We start from the raw sequence: 17,209 nt of genomic DNA on the forward strand, positions 1-17,209 counted from the left end.
TATCGATGGATTTCAGAATCGGACAAGGCTACGACGTTCACCAACTGGTCGAAGGCCGGCCGCTCATCATCGGTGGGGTCACTATTCCCTACGAGCGCGGGCTGTTGGGTCATTCGGACGCTGACGTGCTGCTGCACGCAATTACAGATGCGCTGTTCGGCGCTGCTGCCATGGGCGATATCGGCCGGCATTTTCCCGATACAGACGCGGACTTCGCCGGCGCGGATAGCCGGGTGCTGCTGCGCGAAGCCTTTTCGCGAGTCTCGGAAGCCGGCTTCGCGATCATGAATGTCGATTCCACGGTGATTGCGCAGGCCCCGAAGCTTGCACCGTTTATCGAGGCGATCCGGGCGAATATTGCCGAGGATCTCGAACTGCCGCTGACTCGGGTAAACGTGAAAGCCAAGACGAACGAGAAGCTGGGGTATTTGGGGCGCAAAGAGGGCATCGAAGCGCAAGCGGCCGTGCTGCTGATGCGCACGGGTATCGACGCCTGAGTTTTCACGCGCCTGAAAAGCAAAACGCCACGTTTAACTAAACGTGGCGTTTCTTTAGTCGCAAGCTCGACCCTTCTACCGTTTAGTTGCCTTCAGCGGTGATTGCCAGCTGAGCAGCGTTGATCACAGCGGCGATCCGGCCTACATCGCGCAATTGCGTCGTGCTCATGCCCTCGCCAACGAGGTTTTCATAGTGCGACTTCACGCAAAAGTGGCACTTGCCAACAATCGATGCCGCCAGCGCGTACATCTCGAAGCGACGTTTATCGACGCCGCCATGCGTTGCGTATGCGTTCATGCGAAGTGCTGCGGGCTGCGTCTTCAGATCGGCGTTATCGGCCATTTCCAGGTACGGATACCACACGTTGTTCATGCCCATCAACGCGGCTGCGGTCAACGCGCCATTCGTTTCCTCGGCCGACAACACGCCTGACGCGCGGATGATCGCGACAATCTTCGACGCCTTTGCTGCAAACGCGGCCGCCAGCGCGACGCCGACCGCGTCATTGCCTTCCAGCGATGAACGCGCAATCGTGCCATCCACGTTCAAGCGGATGTCTTTTGCATAATCGGGAATGAGTTCTTTAATCGATGCGAGGAATTCCATAAATTTCTCCTATCTAGTAATCGATAAAAAAGCCCGCCGGTTCGAGCTTGACTCGGAACGCTGACGGGCCAGGGCGAAAGCCATCGGGCTTTCGCCAATACAACTTACAGCGTCGAACCGCCGACCGCGCGATTGCACGGGCACAGTTCGTCCGTTTGCAGGCCGTCGAGAATACGCAGGATTTCTTCCGGATTACGGCCGACGTTCAGGTTGTTCACCGAAACGTGCTGAATCACATTATCCGGATCGATAACGAACGTTGCGCGCAGCGCCACGCCAGCTTCCTTGTCGCGGATGCCGAGCTGGTCGATCAGCTCGCCCTTCACGTCGCCGAACGAATAGTGGTTCAGCTTGCTCAGGTCCTTGTGTTCCCGGCGCCATGCCAGTTTCACGAATTCGTTGTCCACGCTGCCGCCGAGCAACACTGCATCGCGATCGGCGAAATCGCTGTTCAGCTTGCCGAATTCGACGATTTCCGTCGGGCAAACGAACGTGAAATCCTTCGGGTAGAAGTACAGGATCTTCCACTTGCCAGGAAACGACTGTTCGGTGATGTCTTCGAACGCCGACACGCCATTTTCTTCGTGATTATTAAAACCCGGCTTAGCAGCAGTAACGGTAAACGCTTCAACTTTGTCGCCCACGGTCTTCATATGAATACTCCTGTGTTCGTTGGAAGAGGAAATCAAGACTAACTGATCGCTGTAACGCTCACATGACGCAGGATCAAACTTGTTCGTGAAGCTGATGGCTGCGTTGAGCGACTTTCATGATAACTCTATTAGCTATCTATTTCAATAGATTTTGACTAATGCACCGGATAGCTTTTTACGAATGGACCGATAGCGTTTTCTTGAAACGATCGGCTGATGCGTGGCCTAGCGGAAGCTGCTGCGCTTTTCCATCGCCGGGAAGTCGATGGTCACCTCGAACCCCGCCTGCGGATGGCGGTTGCGCAAGCGCAAGGTACCGCGCTGCCGCGTGACGAGGCGCTGCACGATCGCCATGCCGAGACCAGTGCCGTTCGCTTGCGTGCGCGCAGTGTCCACCCGGTAAAACGGCCGGGTAATCAGCGCGACCTGATCTTCGGGAATGCCGCGCCCTTCATCCAGTACCGACAACTCCACGCGTCCGTGGTTGACCCGCGTTTGCAGCGTGATCCTCGCGATATCGTCCACGGCGCTGCGCCCGTACTTGCGCGCGTTTTCCAGCAAATTGCCGATCACGCGCCGTACGTCGGTGGGATCGCCTTCAACGATCGCGCCCTGAGCCAGGTCGGTCTTCATCAGCACGCCGTCTTCCGCGTAGAAACGCGCGGCCATTTCCCCGCCGATCAGCGAGAGATCCACCGCTTCGGCCATGCGCTGCATCGGCCGGGCGTAGTCGAGGAAGCGCCCGATGATCATGTCCATCTGTTCGATGTCATCGACCATCGCAAGTTTCGTCGCTTCATCGGAAGGACTCATTTCGGTTTCGAGCCGCAAGCGCGCAAGCGGCGTGCGCAAGTCGTGCGAGATGCCGGCCAGCATCAGCGCACGGTCGGCGTCGAGCTGCTCGAGGTCCTGCACCATCTGGTTGAAACTGCGATTGGTTTCGGCGGCCACGCCCATGCCGCGCTCGGGCAGCGGCTCAGGCGATTGCCCTGAGCCGACCCTGCGCGCCGCGAGCGCCAGCCGCGCGAACGGCCGGTTCACCAAACTGGTAATGAACGCCGCGCCGAATAGCGACAGCGCGAGCGCAAAGACACCCCAGCCGGCCCATTGCAGACCAGTGACGTTATCGAGCTGATCGCGATCGAGCGCCACCCAGTAATCGTCGTCGTCGATCTTGAAGCTGATCCAGACACCCGGGATATCGTTGACCGATTGCGCGATGACCGTGTCGTTGCCGAGCCGGCCGCGCACGTCGTGCTCGATCAGCCGGTTCAGCGACTCGTCGGGCTGCAGGCGATATTTATCGGTGGTTTCGCGCGGATACACGCGCACGCCTTCGTTGCTCTCCAGATCCTGCAGCAACGCGCGGCGCAGGTCGGGATCGGAATAAAGGAGGGCGGTGCGGGTGAGCTTGACGACCGCGACGAGTTGCAGCGCCACGCGCTGTGCGCGCGGTTCGCGTTCGATCACGCGGAAGCTCTGGAACCATGCGGCGATGCTGACCGCAATCAGCAGCGCGATCAAGGCGAAGGTCCGCCAGAACAGGCCGCCGAACGCGAGCGTCAGTAGCCGCCTGTCAATCCGCATGGTGTGCTGATGCTCTTGCTGGTGGCGCGCACGGGGCGCGTTGGTCAGAACTCAATCAGGCTGCGCCGTCGGGGATAAAGACATAACCGAGACCCCACACCGTCTGGATAAAACGGGGGCTGCTCGGGTCCGGCTCGATCAGCTTGCGCAGTCTTGAGATCTGTACATCGAGGCTGCGGTCGAAAACTTCGTACTCACGGCCGCGCGCCAGTTCCATCAGTTTTTCACGCGACAGCGGGGCACGCGGATGCCGCGCAAATACCTTCAATACCGAGAATTCGCCGGTGGTCAGCGGGATTTCCTGGCCGTTCTTGGTCAGCGTCCGCGTGGCGAGATTCAACGCAAATTCGCCGAACTCAAAGACTTCGGTGGTTTCGGACGGCGCACCCGGCAGTTCCGACGGCGACTGGCGACGCAGCACGGCGTGAATCCGCGCGACGAGTTCGCGCGGGTTGAACGGCTTTGGCAAATAGTCGTCCGCGCCCATTTCCAGGCCCACGATGCGGTCGACGTCCTCGCCTTTCGCGGTGAGCATGATGATAGGCGTGCGGTCGTTGCTGCCACGCAGGCGACGGCAGATCGAGAGTCCGTCTTCCCCTGGCAACATCAGGTCGAGCACGAGCAGGTCGAAACGTTCGCGAACCCAGAGCTTGTTCATCGACGGCGCATTTTCAGCGACATAGACGTTGAAGCCCTGTTCGCCGAGATAACGTCGCAGGAGATCGCGCAAACGGGGGTCGTCGTCGACTACGAGTATTTTTGAGGGATTTTTGGTTTCCATGCCCGCATCTTAGCGCGATTAGAAAGAGAGCCTAGTTTGCTCCTTTTCTAAGGTAACAGATAGTTACAAAATTTACGGCGAGTGTGGCACGACATAAAGGTTCTATGCGTACACTCCTTTACCCAAGCCCGTCATTCGGTGGATACTCCATTAGTACAACGATTGCGCGTCAGTATCATGGCGGCATTAACCGTCAATACTGGCATGACACGCAAGCACGCCAAAGAGCCTGAGACTGTCCGGTTGTCGAGCAACGAAGGGAACAACATGAAGGGAGCGCGGCGGCGCATACCTGTGCGCACCAAGCGCATCATCCGACTAACGCTAATCGCTAGCGCGTTTTACGCCGTGTTTGCCGCGCGTACCGCTCTGGCGCAACCCTCTTCATCTACCAATCGCAGTTCGTCCGCGTTCGATCGTCCTGATTCGTCGATGTCGTCGTCTTCATCATCTTCGTCGCCAGCTTCTTCCCGGTATTCGAATCCAGAGGTCGAGAGTGCGGATTTCAATTCGCAACAGACCCGGAAACGCTTCGATGGCCGCTTCATGCGCGCGCAACATCGGATGCAAAAGCCGGCTAATGGGAATCGCGACCCGCAACTGTCCATGCCGGCCATGGCCCCGCCGCCAAGCGATCCGCAACCGCCCGAGCGGCCTCCGCGGCATGGCGTGATGACCGCTGATGAACGGCGGCTGCTGCGCCAGCATATTGAAGAAGCGGTCAGGGATCTTTACAAGAGATAAGGCCTGTGCAATGGCGCGGCCTTTGCGGGTCCGCGGAGCCGGATGCCGAAGTGGCGCCGGCGGTCAACGGGCGCCGACAGCGCGCCGTTGATTGAGATAGCACGGCCACCGGACTCGCTCCTTGATACACCCCTTCAGGTTTACCGATGTCCACATCGCACGCGCTTCGGATCGGCGCGAGCGTGGCGTGCGTATCGTCATGCTGGTTATCGCGTTGTGTTTGATGCTCACCAGCGCGCTGACGGCTCAGGCAGCGCAAAACAACACGCCGCGCCGCGTGCGCAACGTACATAGGACGGAAACCACGGCAGTCGATGCCGATCCGCTCGATGCCACCGACGCCCGCTTCCTGCTTACTCGAACAGGCTTCGAAGCAGACGCCGCCGAGGTTGCCCCGTTGATTGGAATGACCCGCGAGCAGGCTGTTAATGGGTTGCTTGCGGGCGCTCGTGCGGAAGCTTCGGTACCACCGCCAGCGTGGGTCACGGAGCCGATTCCATCGGTTGTAGTGCGCCGTGCCTGGACGCAGGACGAGCGGCGCGATGACCAGCGCGAACAAAGCCGTCGCTACGATGATTTGCGCGGCTGGTGGATACGCGAAATGGTGACTACGCGTTCGCCGCTCACCGAGCGCATGACGCTCTTCTGGCACGATCACTTCCCGTCGGGTGAAGACAAGGTTCACTATCCGCAGCTTATGTTCCGGCAGAACGCGTTGTTGCGTCGCGACGCGCTCGGCAATTTCGGCGACTTGCTGCATGCGGTGTCGAAAGATCCGGCCATGCTGCAATATCTCGATGTTGCCGGCAGCCGCAAAGGCCGCCCGAACGAGAACTTTGCGCGCGAGGTCATGGAGTTGTTCACGCTCGGCGAAGGCCATTATTCGCAGCGTGACGTGACCGAAGCCGCGCGGTCCTACACCGGCTGGGCGCTCGATCCGAATACGCTCGCTTATCAATTCAATCCGAAAATCCACGATGACGGCGACAAGACCGTCCTCGGTCAGATGGGCAATTTCGATGGCGATCAGGTTCTCGACATCCTCCTCGCGCAACCCGGAACGGCGACGTTCATCACGACCGAATTGTGGCGCGAGTTCATCTCAGAGACGCCGGACCCGGCTCAGATCGCACCGATCGCCGATCGTTTTCGCGCGTCGCGTTACGACATCAAGACTGCGTTGCGGGGACTGTTTTTATCGGAGGCGTTCTGGGATGAGCGCAACCGCGGCGTGCTGGTCAAGTCGCCTGCGGAATTCGTGGTTGGCGCTGTGCGCGAGTTCGATATAGGTTATGCCGATCAGGACGCAACCGCGCTTGGTGCCCAGGTGCGCAATTTCGGCGAGAACCTCTTTTATCCGCCGAACGTGAAGGGCTGGCCCGGCGGCGAAAACTGGATTAACAGCTCCACGTTGCTCGCGCGCAAGCAGTTCATCGAACAGTTGTTCCGGGCGACCGAAGCACATGGCATGCGCCCGGCGGCGGCCAATGCGAAGACGAGCGCGAAGCTGGACTCAGTGGCTGACAAGACGCAAAGCATGATGACCACCGCCGCGATGAAACCCGCATCGATGCAAAGGTCTCATCCGGGCTTGCGTTTCGATCTCGACGCATGGCTCGCGCGATACAACACGACGCCTGACGCGCGCCCGGACTTGTCGACGCAATTGCAAATGCAGCGCGCGGTGCTGGCGGTTTCTCCGGCGGACGCCATAGAGCCTGATGTCACCAGCAGTGCTTATTTGCGCGCTTTGCTGATGGACCCTGCGTACCAGTTGAAATAGGCGACCTCATGAACCGACGCGATTTCCTTTCGATGACCGGCGCAGCCGGCGCCTTTGCGTTGGCGCCGTCGGCATTTGCCGCTGCAGGCCCGCTTCCGGTCGAGATGCGTTCGACCGGCTATGGCAATGTGCTGATCCTGGTCGAACTGAAGGGCGGCAACGACGGCCTGAACACCGTGATCCCATTCGCCGACCCCGCTTACGCCACGTTGCGTCCGGGGATTGGCATCAAGCGAGAACAGGTCATCCAGCTTGACGAGCGCACGGGTTTTCATCCGGCGATGCAGCCATTGATGCCGCTCTGGAAAGACCGGCAACTTGCGATCGTGCAGGGCGTGAGTTATCCGCAACCGAATCTCTCGCATTTTCGATCGATTGAGATCTGGGATACCGGTTCGCGTTCCGATCAATATCTGCATGAGGGCTGGCTCACGCGCACATTCCGTGCGCAACCCGTGCCGACCGGATTTGCTGCTGATGCCGTGGTGATCGGCAGCGCGGAAATGGGGCCGCTTGCGAACGGCGCGCGCGCGGTCGCGCTCGTGAATCCTGCGCAGTTCGAGAAGCAGGCGCGGCTTGCGACGCCGGTATCGTTGAAGGAACGCAATCCTGCGCTCGCGCATATCTTGGATGTAGAAAACGAGATCGTGAAGGCGGCTGACCGGCTGCGTCCGCGGGCTGGTCAGTTCGCGCTCAAGACGCAATTTCCGGGCGGTGCATTTGGGACGTCGATCAAGACCGCGATGCAAGTGTTGGCCGCAACCGATACCTCCGCCGGCGTGCCGCAAAGCGGGCAGGGTGTTGCGGTGATCCGCTTGACGCTTAATGGTTTCGATACGCATCAGAACCAGCCGGGACAGCAGGCGGCGTTGCTGAAGCACTTATCGGAGGGAATGGTGGCGATGCGCTCGGCGCTAGTTGAACTGGGCCGATGGAACGAGACGCTGATCATGACCTATGCTGAGTTTGGGCGGCGGCCGCGAGAGAACCAGAGCAATGGGACGGATCACGGCACGGTCGCGCCGCATTTCGTGATGGGCGGCCGCGTGAATGGTGGGCTACATGGAGCGGCGCCGGAATTGGGAAGATTGGATGGGAATGGCAATTTGCCGGTTGGCGTGGACTTCCGTCAGATGTACGCGACTGTGCTGGGACCGTGGTGGGGAATGAATTCTAGTGCAGTGCTGGGCCAGAAGTTCGAGACGCTGCCGTTGCTGCGGGCGTAGACCGCGCGGCGGCTTGCCAAGTTCGTGGCTTCGTTCCTTGGTCGGTTATCCGCGGATAGCGCGGGGTGCACCTTGGGCAGGTTCAATCACTGGTGGCGAAGCGTGGGGTATCCGTGTTCGGAGAAAGAGGGGTTCACACATCCGTGGCTCTGGCGAGCACCGTGCTTTTGGGGCACCCATGAAATGGAACTGCACGCTGTGGACACTTAGGGTAGAGCGGTGAAAGCGTTTTCTTTGCTTCGTTTCTTTGTCGCTAAGGACCAAGAAATGACGCGCCGCCACGCGCAGTGGCTAATAGCGCAAAAGAAATCAGCTAACACTAAACGCGCAAAGACCTAGACAGCAACAACCCGGCACTGACCCCGACCGCTAACACAAAAACCTGGCAACCCGGCACTGACCCTGACCAAAATCCCAAGCCCGCAACCCCCAAAAAACCGTCCACCGACGCGAGCAACCCCTACCTGATCCGCCAACTAATCCAAAGCTTGCGAATAGGCGTAAGCGCAATCCTTTGATGAAGCACCTGAAAATTTTCGCGTTCAATCTCGTCGAGCAGAGCTAGTGATAAAGCCGCTTGCGTACGCAGAACGCGCTGCGCGGCGCGCTCGTCTGGAGGGATTGCGGCCAGAGACTGCTTAAGCGCTTCCCTTGCACGGTTAGTTTGAAAGCGCATGAGCTCATTAAACGCATCGCTGTATTTGCGATTGATGAGATCTGCGGCCGTAACATTAAAGCGCTGCATCTCGTCGATAGGAATATAAATGCGCCCATGACGCGCATCGTCACCCATTTCGGCGATGCGTTCCGCGAGCATCAGTGCAGTGCCAAGCGAGTTAGCCCAGCCCGGTGCGTCGTCGGGACGGTGCGCACTCGCCCGCGCGATGATTAACGCAAACTCGCCACCGACGTTATCCAGATAGCGCCGCAAACCCGTCCAGTCGAGATATCGCGCCTGATCGAGGTCCATGCTGAAACCATCGGCCATATTGTTGATTGATGCCCGTCCTTGCTCGTCGAGAACCGGCGTATTCGCCTGATGTGCAGCGATCGCCTTCGTCACCGGATGCGCGGGTTCGCCGCCGAACAGGCTGGCCAATTCCTTTTGCCACCAAGCGTGTTTGGTGCGGCCAATGGTCGGATCGCTCGTTTCCTTGACGGTGTCCTCCAGCTCCCGGCGCAATGCGTAAAACGCGGTCAGGAGCGGCCGGCTGGCCAAGGGCGCACGACGCAGGGCGTAGTACGTGCTGGAGCCATCGGGTGCGGCTTTTTGCTGGCAGTAGTCGTCGAAATTCACGGCAATGGAAGGTGATGACGGCGTAAGCCGATCGGTCCGGGCCAGAAAAAAAGCCATTGAAACTCAATGGCTCGCGCGTGTTCTGGAGACTGGACAGGTAACTGAGGAGTCTTTTTCGGAGCGGTGAAATCTACTTCACCGCCCGCAATATTCAGCGCGAATTATCCCCCGGATGCGAATGTGCTGCAAGACGGCCCGGAACGGGTGCTGCCCACGCGGTGACATCAACCCGTTCCTCACCGCGCGATGGCGGTTGGGGTCAATGCCGGGGTGCTAGGTTCTGGCGTTAGCGGTCTGGTTCATTGCCGGGTTGCTGCTTTTTAGGTTTTTGCGCGTTTTATGTTGGCTGATTTCTTTATCACTATTAGCCACTGCGCGTGGCGGCGCGTCATTTCTTTGTCCAAAGCGACAAAGAAACGAAGCAAAGAAAACGCTTTCAACTCTCTAAAAATTAAGTGTCCACAGCGTGCAGTTTTTATTCATTGGTACCCGAAAAGCACGGTGCTCGCCAGAGCCACGAATGTGTGAACCCCTCTTTCTCCGAACACGGATACCCCACGCTTCGCCACCAGTGACTGAACCTGGCTAAGGAACACCCCGCGCTATCCGCGTGAACCATCCACCAAATTAATACGCTTGACGAACCACGTCGCCAGCCCACCAAGAAACGGAGTCTCAAAAGCGCGTGAGGCCGTGCCGGTCCGTGGAACACGGGTGCTTGCCCGAGAGCGTACGGGGCGAAGCGTTTTACTGTCAGGATTCGCGAGAAGGAGGGTTTCACACATCCTAAGCTCTGGCGAGCACCGTGCTTTTGGGGCACCCATGAAATGGAACTGCACGCTGTGGACACTTAGGGTAGAGCGGTGAAAGCGTTTTCTTTGCTTCGTTTCTTTGTCGCTAAGGACCAAGAAATGACGCGCCGCCACGCGCAGTGGCTAATAGTGATAAAGAAATCCGCTAACACCGAACCCGCAAAGACCTGGAAAGCAGCAACCCGGCAAAGAACCAGACCGCTAACGCCAAAACCCGTGCACCCATTAGATATCCAAACTAAACGGGCTCACTACTCCGCCTCGCAGACTACATCGAATTTGAGCAGCTTGGTGGGACCGAAGGTATTGCTGATAGCGACATCGGCGGCATCGCGGCCTCGCGCCATCAACACACGGCCAATTCGCGGCACGTTGTTGCGGGCATCGAATGTCTGCCAGTTTCCGCCGATAAAAGCCTCGAACCACGCCGCGAAATCCATGGTGGTGTATGGCGGCGGCATGCCGGCGTCGCTGATATACCCCGTGCAGTAGCGCGCCGGAATATTCATCGCGCGACACAACGTGACGGCCAGATGCGCGAAGTCGCGGCATACGCCCTGACGCTCGTTAAACGCTTCCCACGCCGTCTTGGTCGGGCGTGCGTGTGCGTAATTGAACACAATATGGTTATGCACGAAATCACAAATGGCCTGCACGCGCGGGCGTCCCAGCGGCGTATTGCCGAAGGTTTTCCACGCGAACTCTGACAGCAGGTCCGTTTCGCAATACCGGCTACCGAGCAGGAACACAAGGCATTCGTTCGGCAGGTTTTCAACGGGATGCTGCTCGCCATCCGGCCCGGGCTTTTCAAATTCGGACGCCACTTCAAGCAACGCCGACGTCGACAATGCGATCTGGCCTCCGGGCGCAACGATCCGGCTGCACAGGTTGCCGAAGCCATCGCGATACTGCGAGATCGGCACGGGCGGATCAACGACAAGCAGATCGGCGAGCAAGACCTGGGGAGCAAACGAGAAATGCGTGTTCAGCATGAGAAGCATGGGTGTCGGTTGTTGACACTCGTAGACCAGCTCGTAACCAACGCGGAGTTTCATGAGAGTGGCCTTTCTATGGAAGAGGACATCAGCGGTTCTCGGTCACGCTGACCTCGACATCGAGGCTGCGGAATGAGCCGGGCTCGCCGTTCCAGGTTCCCCATAGCGGGAGGGCCTGATGGTGGTCCCAAGCAACCGCGACGCGGATGAGATGACGGTTGCCGATTATGCTGTTGGTCGGGTCGAAATCGACCCAGCCAGCACCGGGAAGGTAAATTTGCAGCCACGCGTGCGTGGCGCCGCCGCCGCGCGTCGCGTTGACCGGGTTGACTTCAGGCACGAAGATATAACCGCTGACAAAACGCGCGGCCAGACCCAGCGAGCGTACCGCGTCCATCATGAACACGGCGAAATCCCGGCAACTGCCGGTGCGCAGGCGCAGGGTATCGGCGGGACGATTCACGCCTTTTTCCGTGCGGCGGACGTACTTGAAGTCGTCGTTGATCGCCTGGTTGATCTTGCGCAAAAGCGCCATCGTGCCCATGGGTTCACCGGGCGTGACGAAGCGTTTTGCCCACGCATCGACATCGCCATCCGGCTCCGGCCGATTGCGCGCGTTGACGAGATCCGACGCTTCCTCGTTCGTGTATGCAAAGGGGAACGTGGCGGCGTAGCGCTCGAGCGCGTAGTCCGGTTGCGGCGTTTCGAAGTGCTCGAGCTTGACTTCACTTTCGAATGTCAGCTCCGTTGCCTGGCTATCGAACGTGGCGACGGCCACCGAGTTGTCGAAGATATCGTGCAGCCAGCGCAAGCGCGCCGGCTCCGGCGTGATCTTCAACTGCATGGTGACGAGGCGCAGGTCGTGGCTGGACCTTGGCCGGAACATCATTCGATGCTCGCCGAAATCGACCGGTTCCGAATACCGGTAGATGCTTGTGTGCCGTACGGTAAAGCGTTGTGGCTCGTTCACTTGACGGTACCGTTTAAACGAAAACCAACAGGCAGGAGGCCGCTGGTCAACGTGCTCTGCGGCCCTACCGCGACAGTCGCGGCCTGATTGCTGAAAGCCATTGTGGATCCTTGATGGAGGTGGCTGGACGTCCCAGACACCAGTTTTCAGGATACACGAGACGGTTCAAGTGAAAGAATTCGTTTGCGGCTTGGCTGGCGGCCTCGCGCGGGCGTTTTGCCGCGCATGGCCGCCGCGGTCTTAGGCGAGGACGAGCGGGGAGGTGCGTTCTCGGCCGACAGTCGAGGACAAGTCGATGCGGCCGATCCGCAGCCGCGCGATCAGCGCATGCGTCAGTTGGGCAGCCTGCTGCTCGGCGATCGCTGTCACGGACACTGGAGCCACTGGAGCGGCCGACGCCGTAACAAGCGTCAGCGCGACCAGCGCGTTGACATCCTGACGCGCGATGGCATCGAGTAGCGACTCGATAGCGTCATCTTCCTGCGCTGAATGCGTTGCGTCGATGGATTTTCGATCGTCGCGCACCCGGTCTTTCGCGCGATGCACGATTTGCCGGCAATGCGCGGCGCTCCGGTTAAGTATCTTCGCGATACTCGCGTAGTCCGCCTCGAACGCCTCGCGCAGTAAAAATGCTACTTGTTCTTGCGCCGACAGCCGGTCGAGCACGAGGCGCATTCCGTACGATAAATCCGATGCCCGTTCCGCGAGTGTCTCAGCTGACAGAGCATGGTCGAAGGAACCGAAACCATCCAGTTTGTCGATATCGCCGGGCAACGATGCTTCATGTTTCAGCCGCCGCAAGCGGTCGATAGCGGACCGTTTCGCGACCGTCGCGAGCCATGCGGCGGGCGTGTCCAGCGCGTTGTGTCCCGTGGCGGCCACCGCGCGCTGATGCAGATGCCATTTGACGAACGTGTCCTGGACGACGTCCTCGGCGTCCGCGCGCACGCCGAGGATCCGGTAAGCGAGCGAAAACAGCCGTGCGCGCGACGCCTCGAAGATATCCGTATCACCAGTCATGCAGGTTCCCCTCAATTACGCGCGTTTGCGATGTATTGGCCGTCAAGTACTTGGCCTGACGTCCGGCGCCACGCGGATGTGACAGCCCCCAAGCAAAAATATATCGCGTGAACGGGCGTCACGCACGGACGGCCTTGCGCGTCATATCGATTGAAGGCATTCACAACGGGCAAAAAGCAAAGGAACCGCAACGATATGAATCCCCAAAACCTGGGCCTCGTGCCGACCGTCATTGAGCATTCGGGACGCGGCGAGCGCGCCTACGACGTCTATTCGCGGCTGCTGCGCGAACGCATCATTTTCCTGGTGGGACCGGTGACGGACCAGACGGCGAGCCTGGTTGTCGCGCAATTATTGTTTCTCGAAGCAGATAACCCCGAGAAGGACATTGCGCTGTACATCAATTCGCCGGGAGGCTCGGTCTACGACGGCATGGCGATCTTCGACACCATGCAATTCATCCGGCCGGACGTGTCCACGCTGTGCACCGGATTTGCCGCGAGCATGGGGACCTTCCTGCTGACGGCGGGCGCGAGGGGCAAGCGTTATGCGCTGCCCAACGCGCGCATCATGATCCACCAGCCTTCGGGCGGCTCGCAGGGCACGGCGGCCGATATCGCCATCCAGGCCAAAGAAGTGCTCTATTCGCGCCGGCGCCTGAATGAAATCATGGCGGAGCGCACGGGGAAGAGCGTGGAGCAGGTCGCCACCGACACCGACCGCGATAATTTCATGTCGGCGGATGAGGCGCGGGAGTATGGGCTGATCGATGAAGTGCTGGCGCAGCGAGCCGCTTGAGCCGGGGCCGCTCGTTCAGCCAGGAAACCAGCGGTTAAAATGACGAAGCCTCGCAGTTTTCACTGCGAGGCTTCGTTTTCAGCTTGGTGCGTGAGGTCGGACTCGAACCGACACGACATTGCTGCCGTCAGGACCTAAACCTGGTGCGTCTACCAATTTCGCCACTCACGCGCGTTTGTGCGGCTAGTTTAAAGCGGGTTCTTAGAGCCTAACTCCGCTTGATGCAACCTCGGGAAAGCGAATTTCCCGGCGACGCAGGTGCATGCGTCGCGCCAAGCCCGGCATTCTAACCGAATCGATGGCCGATGTCTCCATGTGCAATCTGCACGCGGCGTGCCTGCGAACCCGGCCCAATGCGCACCAAAGCAATACATCGACAATCGCTGCCCGAAACCCCCGAACCGCATTGCATCGCGCAGACGGCGTGCTTACAATCGGTTCTCATTCTCGTTTGCCCGTCCGCGGCTGAACTTATCCTGATCCTGATGAATCGCACTTCGCGCAATCGCCTCGTTGCATGGCTCGGCATGGCCGCCATGTGGCTGGCTATTGTCGCACCGGTGATTAGCCAGACGCTGGCGTCACGTCAGCAAGGTGTCGATCCGCAAGCAGCGATCTGTTCCGCCGATGCTCTCGCGCAAATCGTTTCATCGGCGCTTTCCACACCGCCGCAGACTGCGGTTCAAAGCCACGAACAAACCGGCCATCACATGGCCGGCGCCGATTCGTTCGACGCCTGTTCGTATTGCGGTTTGCTGGCGCACAACGTGCCGCTGGCATCGGCGCCGCCTGCAGCATTGGTGCGGGTCGAACGCGTCACGCGCCTCGCTGCCGCGCCGGTCGCGCAAGTCGTTCACGTCAAGTCGTTCAACGCCGCGTCTCCGCGCGCGCCGCCCATCGTTTCCTGAAGTCCGTCCGTATCGACCGTCCTGCCTATTTGCCATGATCGCGCGCGCCGTTTGAGCGCCCGTGGCCGGCCGGTCTGCGTCCACTCATTCAGGATTTTCTTCGATGCTCAAGCTCCTCAAGCGAGCATGGCAGCCGTCAGGCCGCCATGCCGCCGCGCGTTCGCACGCGCTCAGGTTTCATGGATTCACACTACAGCGCCACGCCTGCGGCCCCTTGTCCCTGCTGGCGCCAGCTTTTGCTCTGGCTGCCCCCGCAGCGGCCAATTCGGAAAGTCCACCCGATCGTCGAGAAACCGACGCCATCCAGCTCGCGCCGGTAGTCGTCACCAGCACCGCGGGTTCATCGGCACGTTCCCCGCTCGATCCCAACCTTCCTGCCACGACCGCGACGGTCACCGCCGACCAGGCGCAATACTGGAACGTGGTCACGCCGGAAGACGTGCTGAAGTACGTGCCGAACATGGCGGTGCGCAAGCGGTTTATCGGCGATGTGAATTCGCCAATCGCCGTGCGCGGCACGAGCAATTCGCAAACGGCGCGCGGGCTGGTCTACGCCGACGGCCTGCTGCTCAGCAACTTCCTCGGCAATACGTTCACGTTCGCGCCGCGCTGGTCGATGGTGTTCGCTGACGACATCGCGCGCACCGACGTCATCTACGGGCCGTATTCAGCGCTGTATCCCGGGAATTCGATCGGCGCGACGGTGGCCGTTACCACGCGCATGCCGGAGAAGTTCGAAGCCGATGCCCACGTCCAGGCATTCAGCCAGCACTTCGATCTGTTCGGCGTGAATCGCAGTTTCAACGGCACGAATTCATCGGCGACTATCGGCGATAAAAACGGCAAGCTGTCCTGGCTGATTGGCGTCGATCATTTGGAAAATACCGGTCAGCCGTTGCAATTCGCGACGCTGGCGGCATCGGCTATTCCAGCGAAGTCGACCGACCGGCCCGTGGCGGGCGCGGTTTTTTACAACGACCAGAACAACACCCGCACGGCGGTGCTGGGCGTGACAGCGGAAGGGATCGAGCGGACGTTCCAGGACCAGTTCAAGCTGAAGCTTGCGTACGACCTCACGCCTACTTTGCAAGCCGGCTTTACGCTCGGTTACTGGCATCAAAAATACAACAGCGATACGCAGTCGTTTCTCCGCGATGCCGCCGGCAATCCGGTCTACAGCGGCCTCGTCAATATCGGCGGCTACGAATACAACCTACCGGCCGCCACGTTTGCGCCGAGCCAGGGTTCGAGCGAGAACTTCCTGTATGGGTTGTCGCTGAAAACACGGAACGCGACCGGCTGGAACGCGGAAGCCATAGCGTCATATTTCGATATCACGCAGAGCATTGCGCGCACCGCGAATTCGGGCGTGCCGGGCAATGGCGCGGGCACGATCGCATTCGGCGATGGCACCGGTTGGAAGACGCTCGACCTGCGCACGACATGGACGCCGGCTTCGCCCACCGCGGGTCTGGGCGCGCACTGGCTGTCATTCGGCTACCACTACGACAACTATTTCCTCGATAACGAAAACTACAACACGCCGGCCTGGCGCGACGGCGGCGGGACGTCATTTGCCAACGCGTTCGGCGGACGAACCGAGACGCAAGCCGTGTACGCGCAAGACGCGTGGCGGTTCTTGCCGCGCTGGAAGTTCACTTACGGCGCGCGCTACGAGAACTGGAACGCGTACGACGGCACGCGAGCCGTTGGCGCGACCTCGCTGAATTACGCTGAAGTCAGCCAGAGCCACTGGTCGCCGAAAGCCTCCCTGTCCTTCGATGTCACGCAAGACCTGTTGCTGCGCGCATCGATAGGACGGGCGTACCGGTTCCCCACCGTCGGCGAGTTGTTCCAAGGGCAGATCACGGGTTTATCGATCGTCAACAACAACCCGAACCTGAAGCCGGAAGACGATCTCTCGAAGGAACTGACAGCCGAGTGGCAACACGGTAACGGCGTGTATCGATTCACGCTGTTTCAGGACGACGTGAAGAACACATTGTTCAGCCAGACGAACACGACCGTAATTCCGAACATCACGAATTTTCAGAATATCGACAAGGTGCGTTCGCGCGGTATCGAAACAAGTTACGAAGGGCAGGACGTGCTGATTCGCGGCCTGGACCTCACGGCGGGGCTGGCGTATACGCAGTCGAAGATCATCGCGAACAGCGGCAACCCGGCGTCGGTGGGCAAGTACTTCTACCGGATCCCGTTGTGGCGCGCGAACGTGGCTGTCACATGGCGTGCGACGAGCCAGAGCGCGATCACAGTTGCCGCGCGTTATTCGGGCCGCGAATACAACACGCTTACCAATACCGATACGAACCCGAACACCTACGGCGGCACGAGCACGTACACCGTTGTCGACGCCAAATTCACCTTCCGTCCGACGAAGCGAACCGAGCTTGGCATCGGCGTGGATAACCTCTTCGATCACCGCTATTACGTGTTCCATCCGTACGCGGGACGGACGGTTTATGTCGAAGGTCGAATCGGGATTTGACGGCTGGTTTGGGTTTGCAATC

General features: G+C 59.7%; 15 protein-coding genes and 1 tRNA gene. 7 read left to right on the forward strand and 9 right to left on the reverse strand.

Features of this window, described 5'->3' with window-relative positions:
• Positions 1–5 precede the first annotated feature (5 nt).
• Positions 6–497 (forward strand): 2-C-methyl-D-erythritol 2,4-cyclodiphosphate synthase, encoded by a 492-nt coding sequence (ispF, locus tag ACMX25_RS05500; protein ID WP_031359751.1) that lies wholly within the window; start codon positions 6–8, stop codon positions 495–497.
• Positions 498–579: 82 nt separating this feature from the next.
• Here ispF and ACMX25_RS05505 read toward each other — a convergent pair whose 3' ends face one another.
• The 4 genes from ACMX25_RS05505 to ompR all read right to left on the reverse strand — a co-directional run bounded on the left by ACMX25_RS05505 (position 580) and on the right by ompR (position 4,125).
• On the reverse strand, positions 580–1,104 hold the full coding sequence (locus tag ACMX25_RS05505; protein WP_414948511.1) for a carboxymuconolactone decarboxylase family protein: 525 nt from the start codon (positions 1,102–1,104) through the stop codon (positions 580–582).
• Positions 1,105–1,208: 104 nt separating this feature from the next.
• Entirely contained in the window at positions 1,209–1,757 is a 549-nt protein-coding gene (locus ACMX25_RS05510) for a peroxiredoxin (protein ID WP_414948512.1), read from the reverse strand.
• Between the two features lie 225 nt (positions 1,758–1,982).
• Positions 1,983–3,344, reverse strand: coding sequence for an ATP-binding protein (locus ACMX25_RS05515; RefSeq protein WP_414948513.1), 1,362 nt, complete (start codon positions 3,342–3,344; stop codon positions 1,983–1,985).
• Between the two features lie 55 nt (positions 3,345–3,399).
• Positions 3,400–4,125, reverse strand: coding sequence for an osmolarity response regulator transcription factor OmpR (gene ompR, locus ACMX25_RS05520; protein ID WP_031359745.1), 726 nt, complete (start codon positions 4,123–4,125; stop codon positions 3,400–3,402).
• 177 nt (positions 4,126–4,302) lie between these two features.
• Between ompR and ACMX25_RS05525 the strand changes: the two genes are divergently transcribed.
• The 3 genes from ACMX25_RS05525 to ACMX25_RS05535 all read left to right on the forward strand — a co-directional run bounded on the left by ACMX25_RS05525 (position 4,303) and on the right by ACMX25_RS05535 (position 7,878).
• The gene (locus tag ACMX25_RS05525) at positions 4,303–4,869 is read left to right on the forward strand and encodes a hypothetical protein (RefSeq protein ID WP_414948514.1); all 567 of its coding nucleotides are present in this window, start codon (positions 4,303–4,305) and stop codon (positions 4,867–4,869) included.
• A gap of 199 nt (positions 4,870–5,068) precedes the next feature.
• Positions 5,069–6,652: a DUF1800 domain-containing protein gene (locus tag ACMX25_RS05530; protein WP_414948691.1), complete on the forward strand. Its 1,584-nt coding sequence runs from the start codon at positions 5,069–5,071 to the stop codon at positions 6,650–6,652.
• A gap of 8 nt (positions 6,653–6,660) precedes the next feature.
• Positions 6,661–7,878, forward strand: coding sequence for a DUF1501 domain-containing protein (locus ACMX25_RS05535; RefSeq protein ID WP_414948515.1), 1,218 nt, complete (start codon positions 6,661–6,663; stop codon positions 7,876–7,878).
• A gap of 460 nt (positions 7,879–8,338) precedes the next feature.
• Here the strand turns inward: ACMX25_RS05535 and ACMX25_RS05540 are convergent, their stop codons facing one another.
• The 4 genes from ACMX25_RS05540 to ACMX25_RS05555 form a co-directional block, all read right to left on the reverse strand.
• Positions 8,339–9,232 (reverse strand): squalene/phytoene synthase family protein, encoded by an 894-nt coding sequence (locus tag ACMX25_RS05540; RefSeq protein WP_414948516.1) that lies wholly within the window; start codon positions 9,230–9,232, stop codon positions 8,339–8,341.
• Positions 9,233–10,238: 1,006 nt separating this feature from the next.
• The gene (locus ACMX25_RS05545; protein WP_414948517.1) at positions 10,239–11,042 is read right to left on the reverse strand and encodes a transglutaminase-like domain-containing protein; all 804 of its coding nucleotides are present in this window, start codon (positions 11,040–11,042) and stop codon (positions 10,239–10,241) included.
• 28 nt (positions 11,043–11,070) lie between these two features.
• A complete protein-coding gene (locus tag ACMX25_RS05550) occupies positions 11,071–11,952 on the reverse strand; it encodes a transglutaminase family protein (RefSeq protein ID WP_414948518.1) in 882 nt (293 codons plus the stop codon).
• A 240-nt stretch (positions 11,953–12,192) separates the two neighbouring features.
• Positions 12,193–12,972, reverse strand: coding sequence for a sigma-70 family RNA polymerase sigma factor (locus ACMX25_RS05555; protein WP_414948519.1), 780 nt, complete (start codon positions 12,970–12,972; stop codon positions 12,193–12,195).
• 195 nt (positions 12,973–13,167) lie between these two features.
• Here ACMX25_RS05555 and clpP point away from each other — a divergent pair, with 195 nt between their 5' ends.
• Positions 13,168–13,770, forward strand: a complete 603-nt coding sequence (clpP, locus tag ACMX25_RS05560; protein ID WP_414948520.1) for an ATP-dependent Clp endopeptidase proteolytic subunit ClpP — start codon at positions 13,168–13,170, stop codon at positions 13,768–13,770.
• 84 nt (positions 13,771–13,854) lie between these two features.
• Here clpP and ACMX25_RS05565 read toward each other — a convergent pair.
• A tRNA-Leu gene (locus ACMX25_RS05565) sits at positions 13,855–13,941 on the reverse strand.
• Between the two features lie 314 nt (positions 13,942–14,255).
• Here ACMX25_RS05565 and ACMX25_RS05570 point away from each other — a divergent pair.
• Together ACMX25_RS05570 and ACMX25_RS05575 are read left to right on the forward strand one after the other, a co-directional pair.
• Positions 14,256–14,678, forward strand: a complete 423-nt coding sequence (locus ACMX25_RS05570; RefSeq protein ID WP_414948521.1) for a DUF2946 domain-containing protein — start codon at positions 14,256–14,258, stop codon at positions 14,676–14,678.
• A 103-nt stretch (positions 14,679–14,781) separates the two neighbouring features.
• On the forward strand, positions 14,782–17,187 hold the full coding sequence (locus tag ACMX25_RS05575; RefSeq protein ID WP_414948522.1) for a TonB-dependent receptor: 2,406 nt from the start codon (positions 14,782–14,784) through the stop codon (positions 17,185–17,187).
• Positions 17,188–17,209 lie beyond the last annotated feature (22 nt).

This window comes from Caballeronia eucalypticola (assembly GCF_047608185.1).
Lineage (GTDB): Bacteria > Pseudomonadota > Gammaproteobacteria > Burkholderiales > Burkholderiaceae > Caballeronia.

Coding starts and splice junctions, on each gene's coding strand:
- ispF (WP_031359751.1), top strand. CDS start 6: ATGGATTTCAGAATCGGACAAGGCTACGACGTTCACCAACTGGTCGAA.
- ACMX25_RS05505 (WP_414948511.1), bottom strand. CDS start 1,104: ATGGAATTCCTCGCATCGATTAAAGAACTCATTCCCGATTATGCAAAA.
- ACMX25_RS05510 (WP_414948512.1), bottom strand. CDS start 1,757: ATGAAGACCGTGGGCGACAAAGTTGAAGCGTTTACCGTTACTGCTGCT.
- ACMX25_RS05515 (WP_414948513.1), bottom strand. CDS start 3,344: ATGCGGATTGACAGGCGGCTACTGACGCTCGCGTTCGGCGGCCTGTTC.
- ompR (WP_031359745.1), bottom strand. CDS start 4,125: ATGGAAACCAAAAATCCCTCAAAAATACTCGTAGTCGACGACGACCCC.
- ACMX25_RS05525 (WP_414948514.1), top strand. CDS start 4,303: ATGGCGGCATTAACCGTCAATACTGGCATGACACGCAAGCACGCCAAA.
- ACMX25_RS05530 (WP_414948691.1), top strand. CDS start 5,069: ATGCTGGTTATCGCGTTGTGTTTGATGCTCACCAGCGCGCTGACGGCT.
- ACMX25_RS05535 (WP_414948515.1), top strand. CDS start 6,661: ATGAACCGACGCGATTTCCTTTCGATGACCGGCGCAGCCGGCGCCTTT.
- ACMX25_RS05540 (WP_414948516.1), bottom strand. CDS start 9,232: ATGGCTTTTTTTCTGGCCCGGACCGATCGGCTTACGCCGTCATCACCT.
- ACMX25_RS05545 (WP_414948517.1), bottom strand. CDS start 11,042: ATGAAACTCCGCGTTGGTTACGAGCTGGTCTACGAGTGTCAACAACCG.
- ACMX25_RS05555 (WP_414948519.1), bottom strand. CDS start 12,972: ATGACTGGTGATACGGATATCTTCGAGGCGTCGCGCGCACGGCTGTTT.
- clpP (WP_414948520.1), top strand. CDS start 13,168: ATGAATCCCCAAAACCTGGGCCTCGTGCCGACCGTCATTGAGCATTCG.
- ACMX25_RS05570 (WP_414948521.1), top strand. CDS start 14,256: ATGAATCGCACTTCGCGCAATCGCCTCGTTGCATGGCTCGGCATGGCC.
- ACMX25_RS05575 (WP_414948522.1), top strand. CDS start 14,782: ATGCTCAAGCTCCTCAAGCGAGCATGGCAGCCGTCAGGCCGCCATGCC.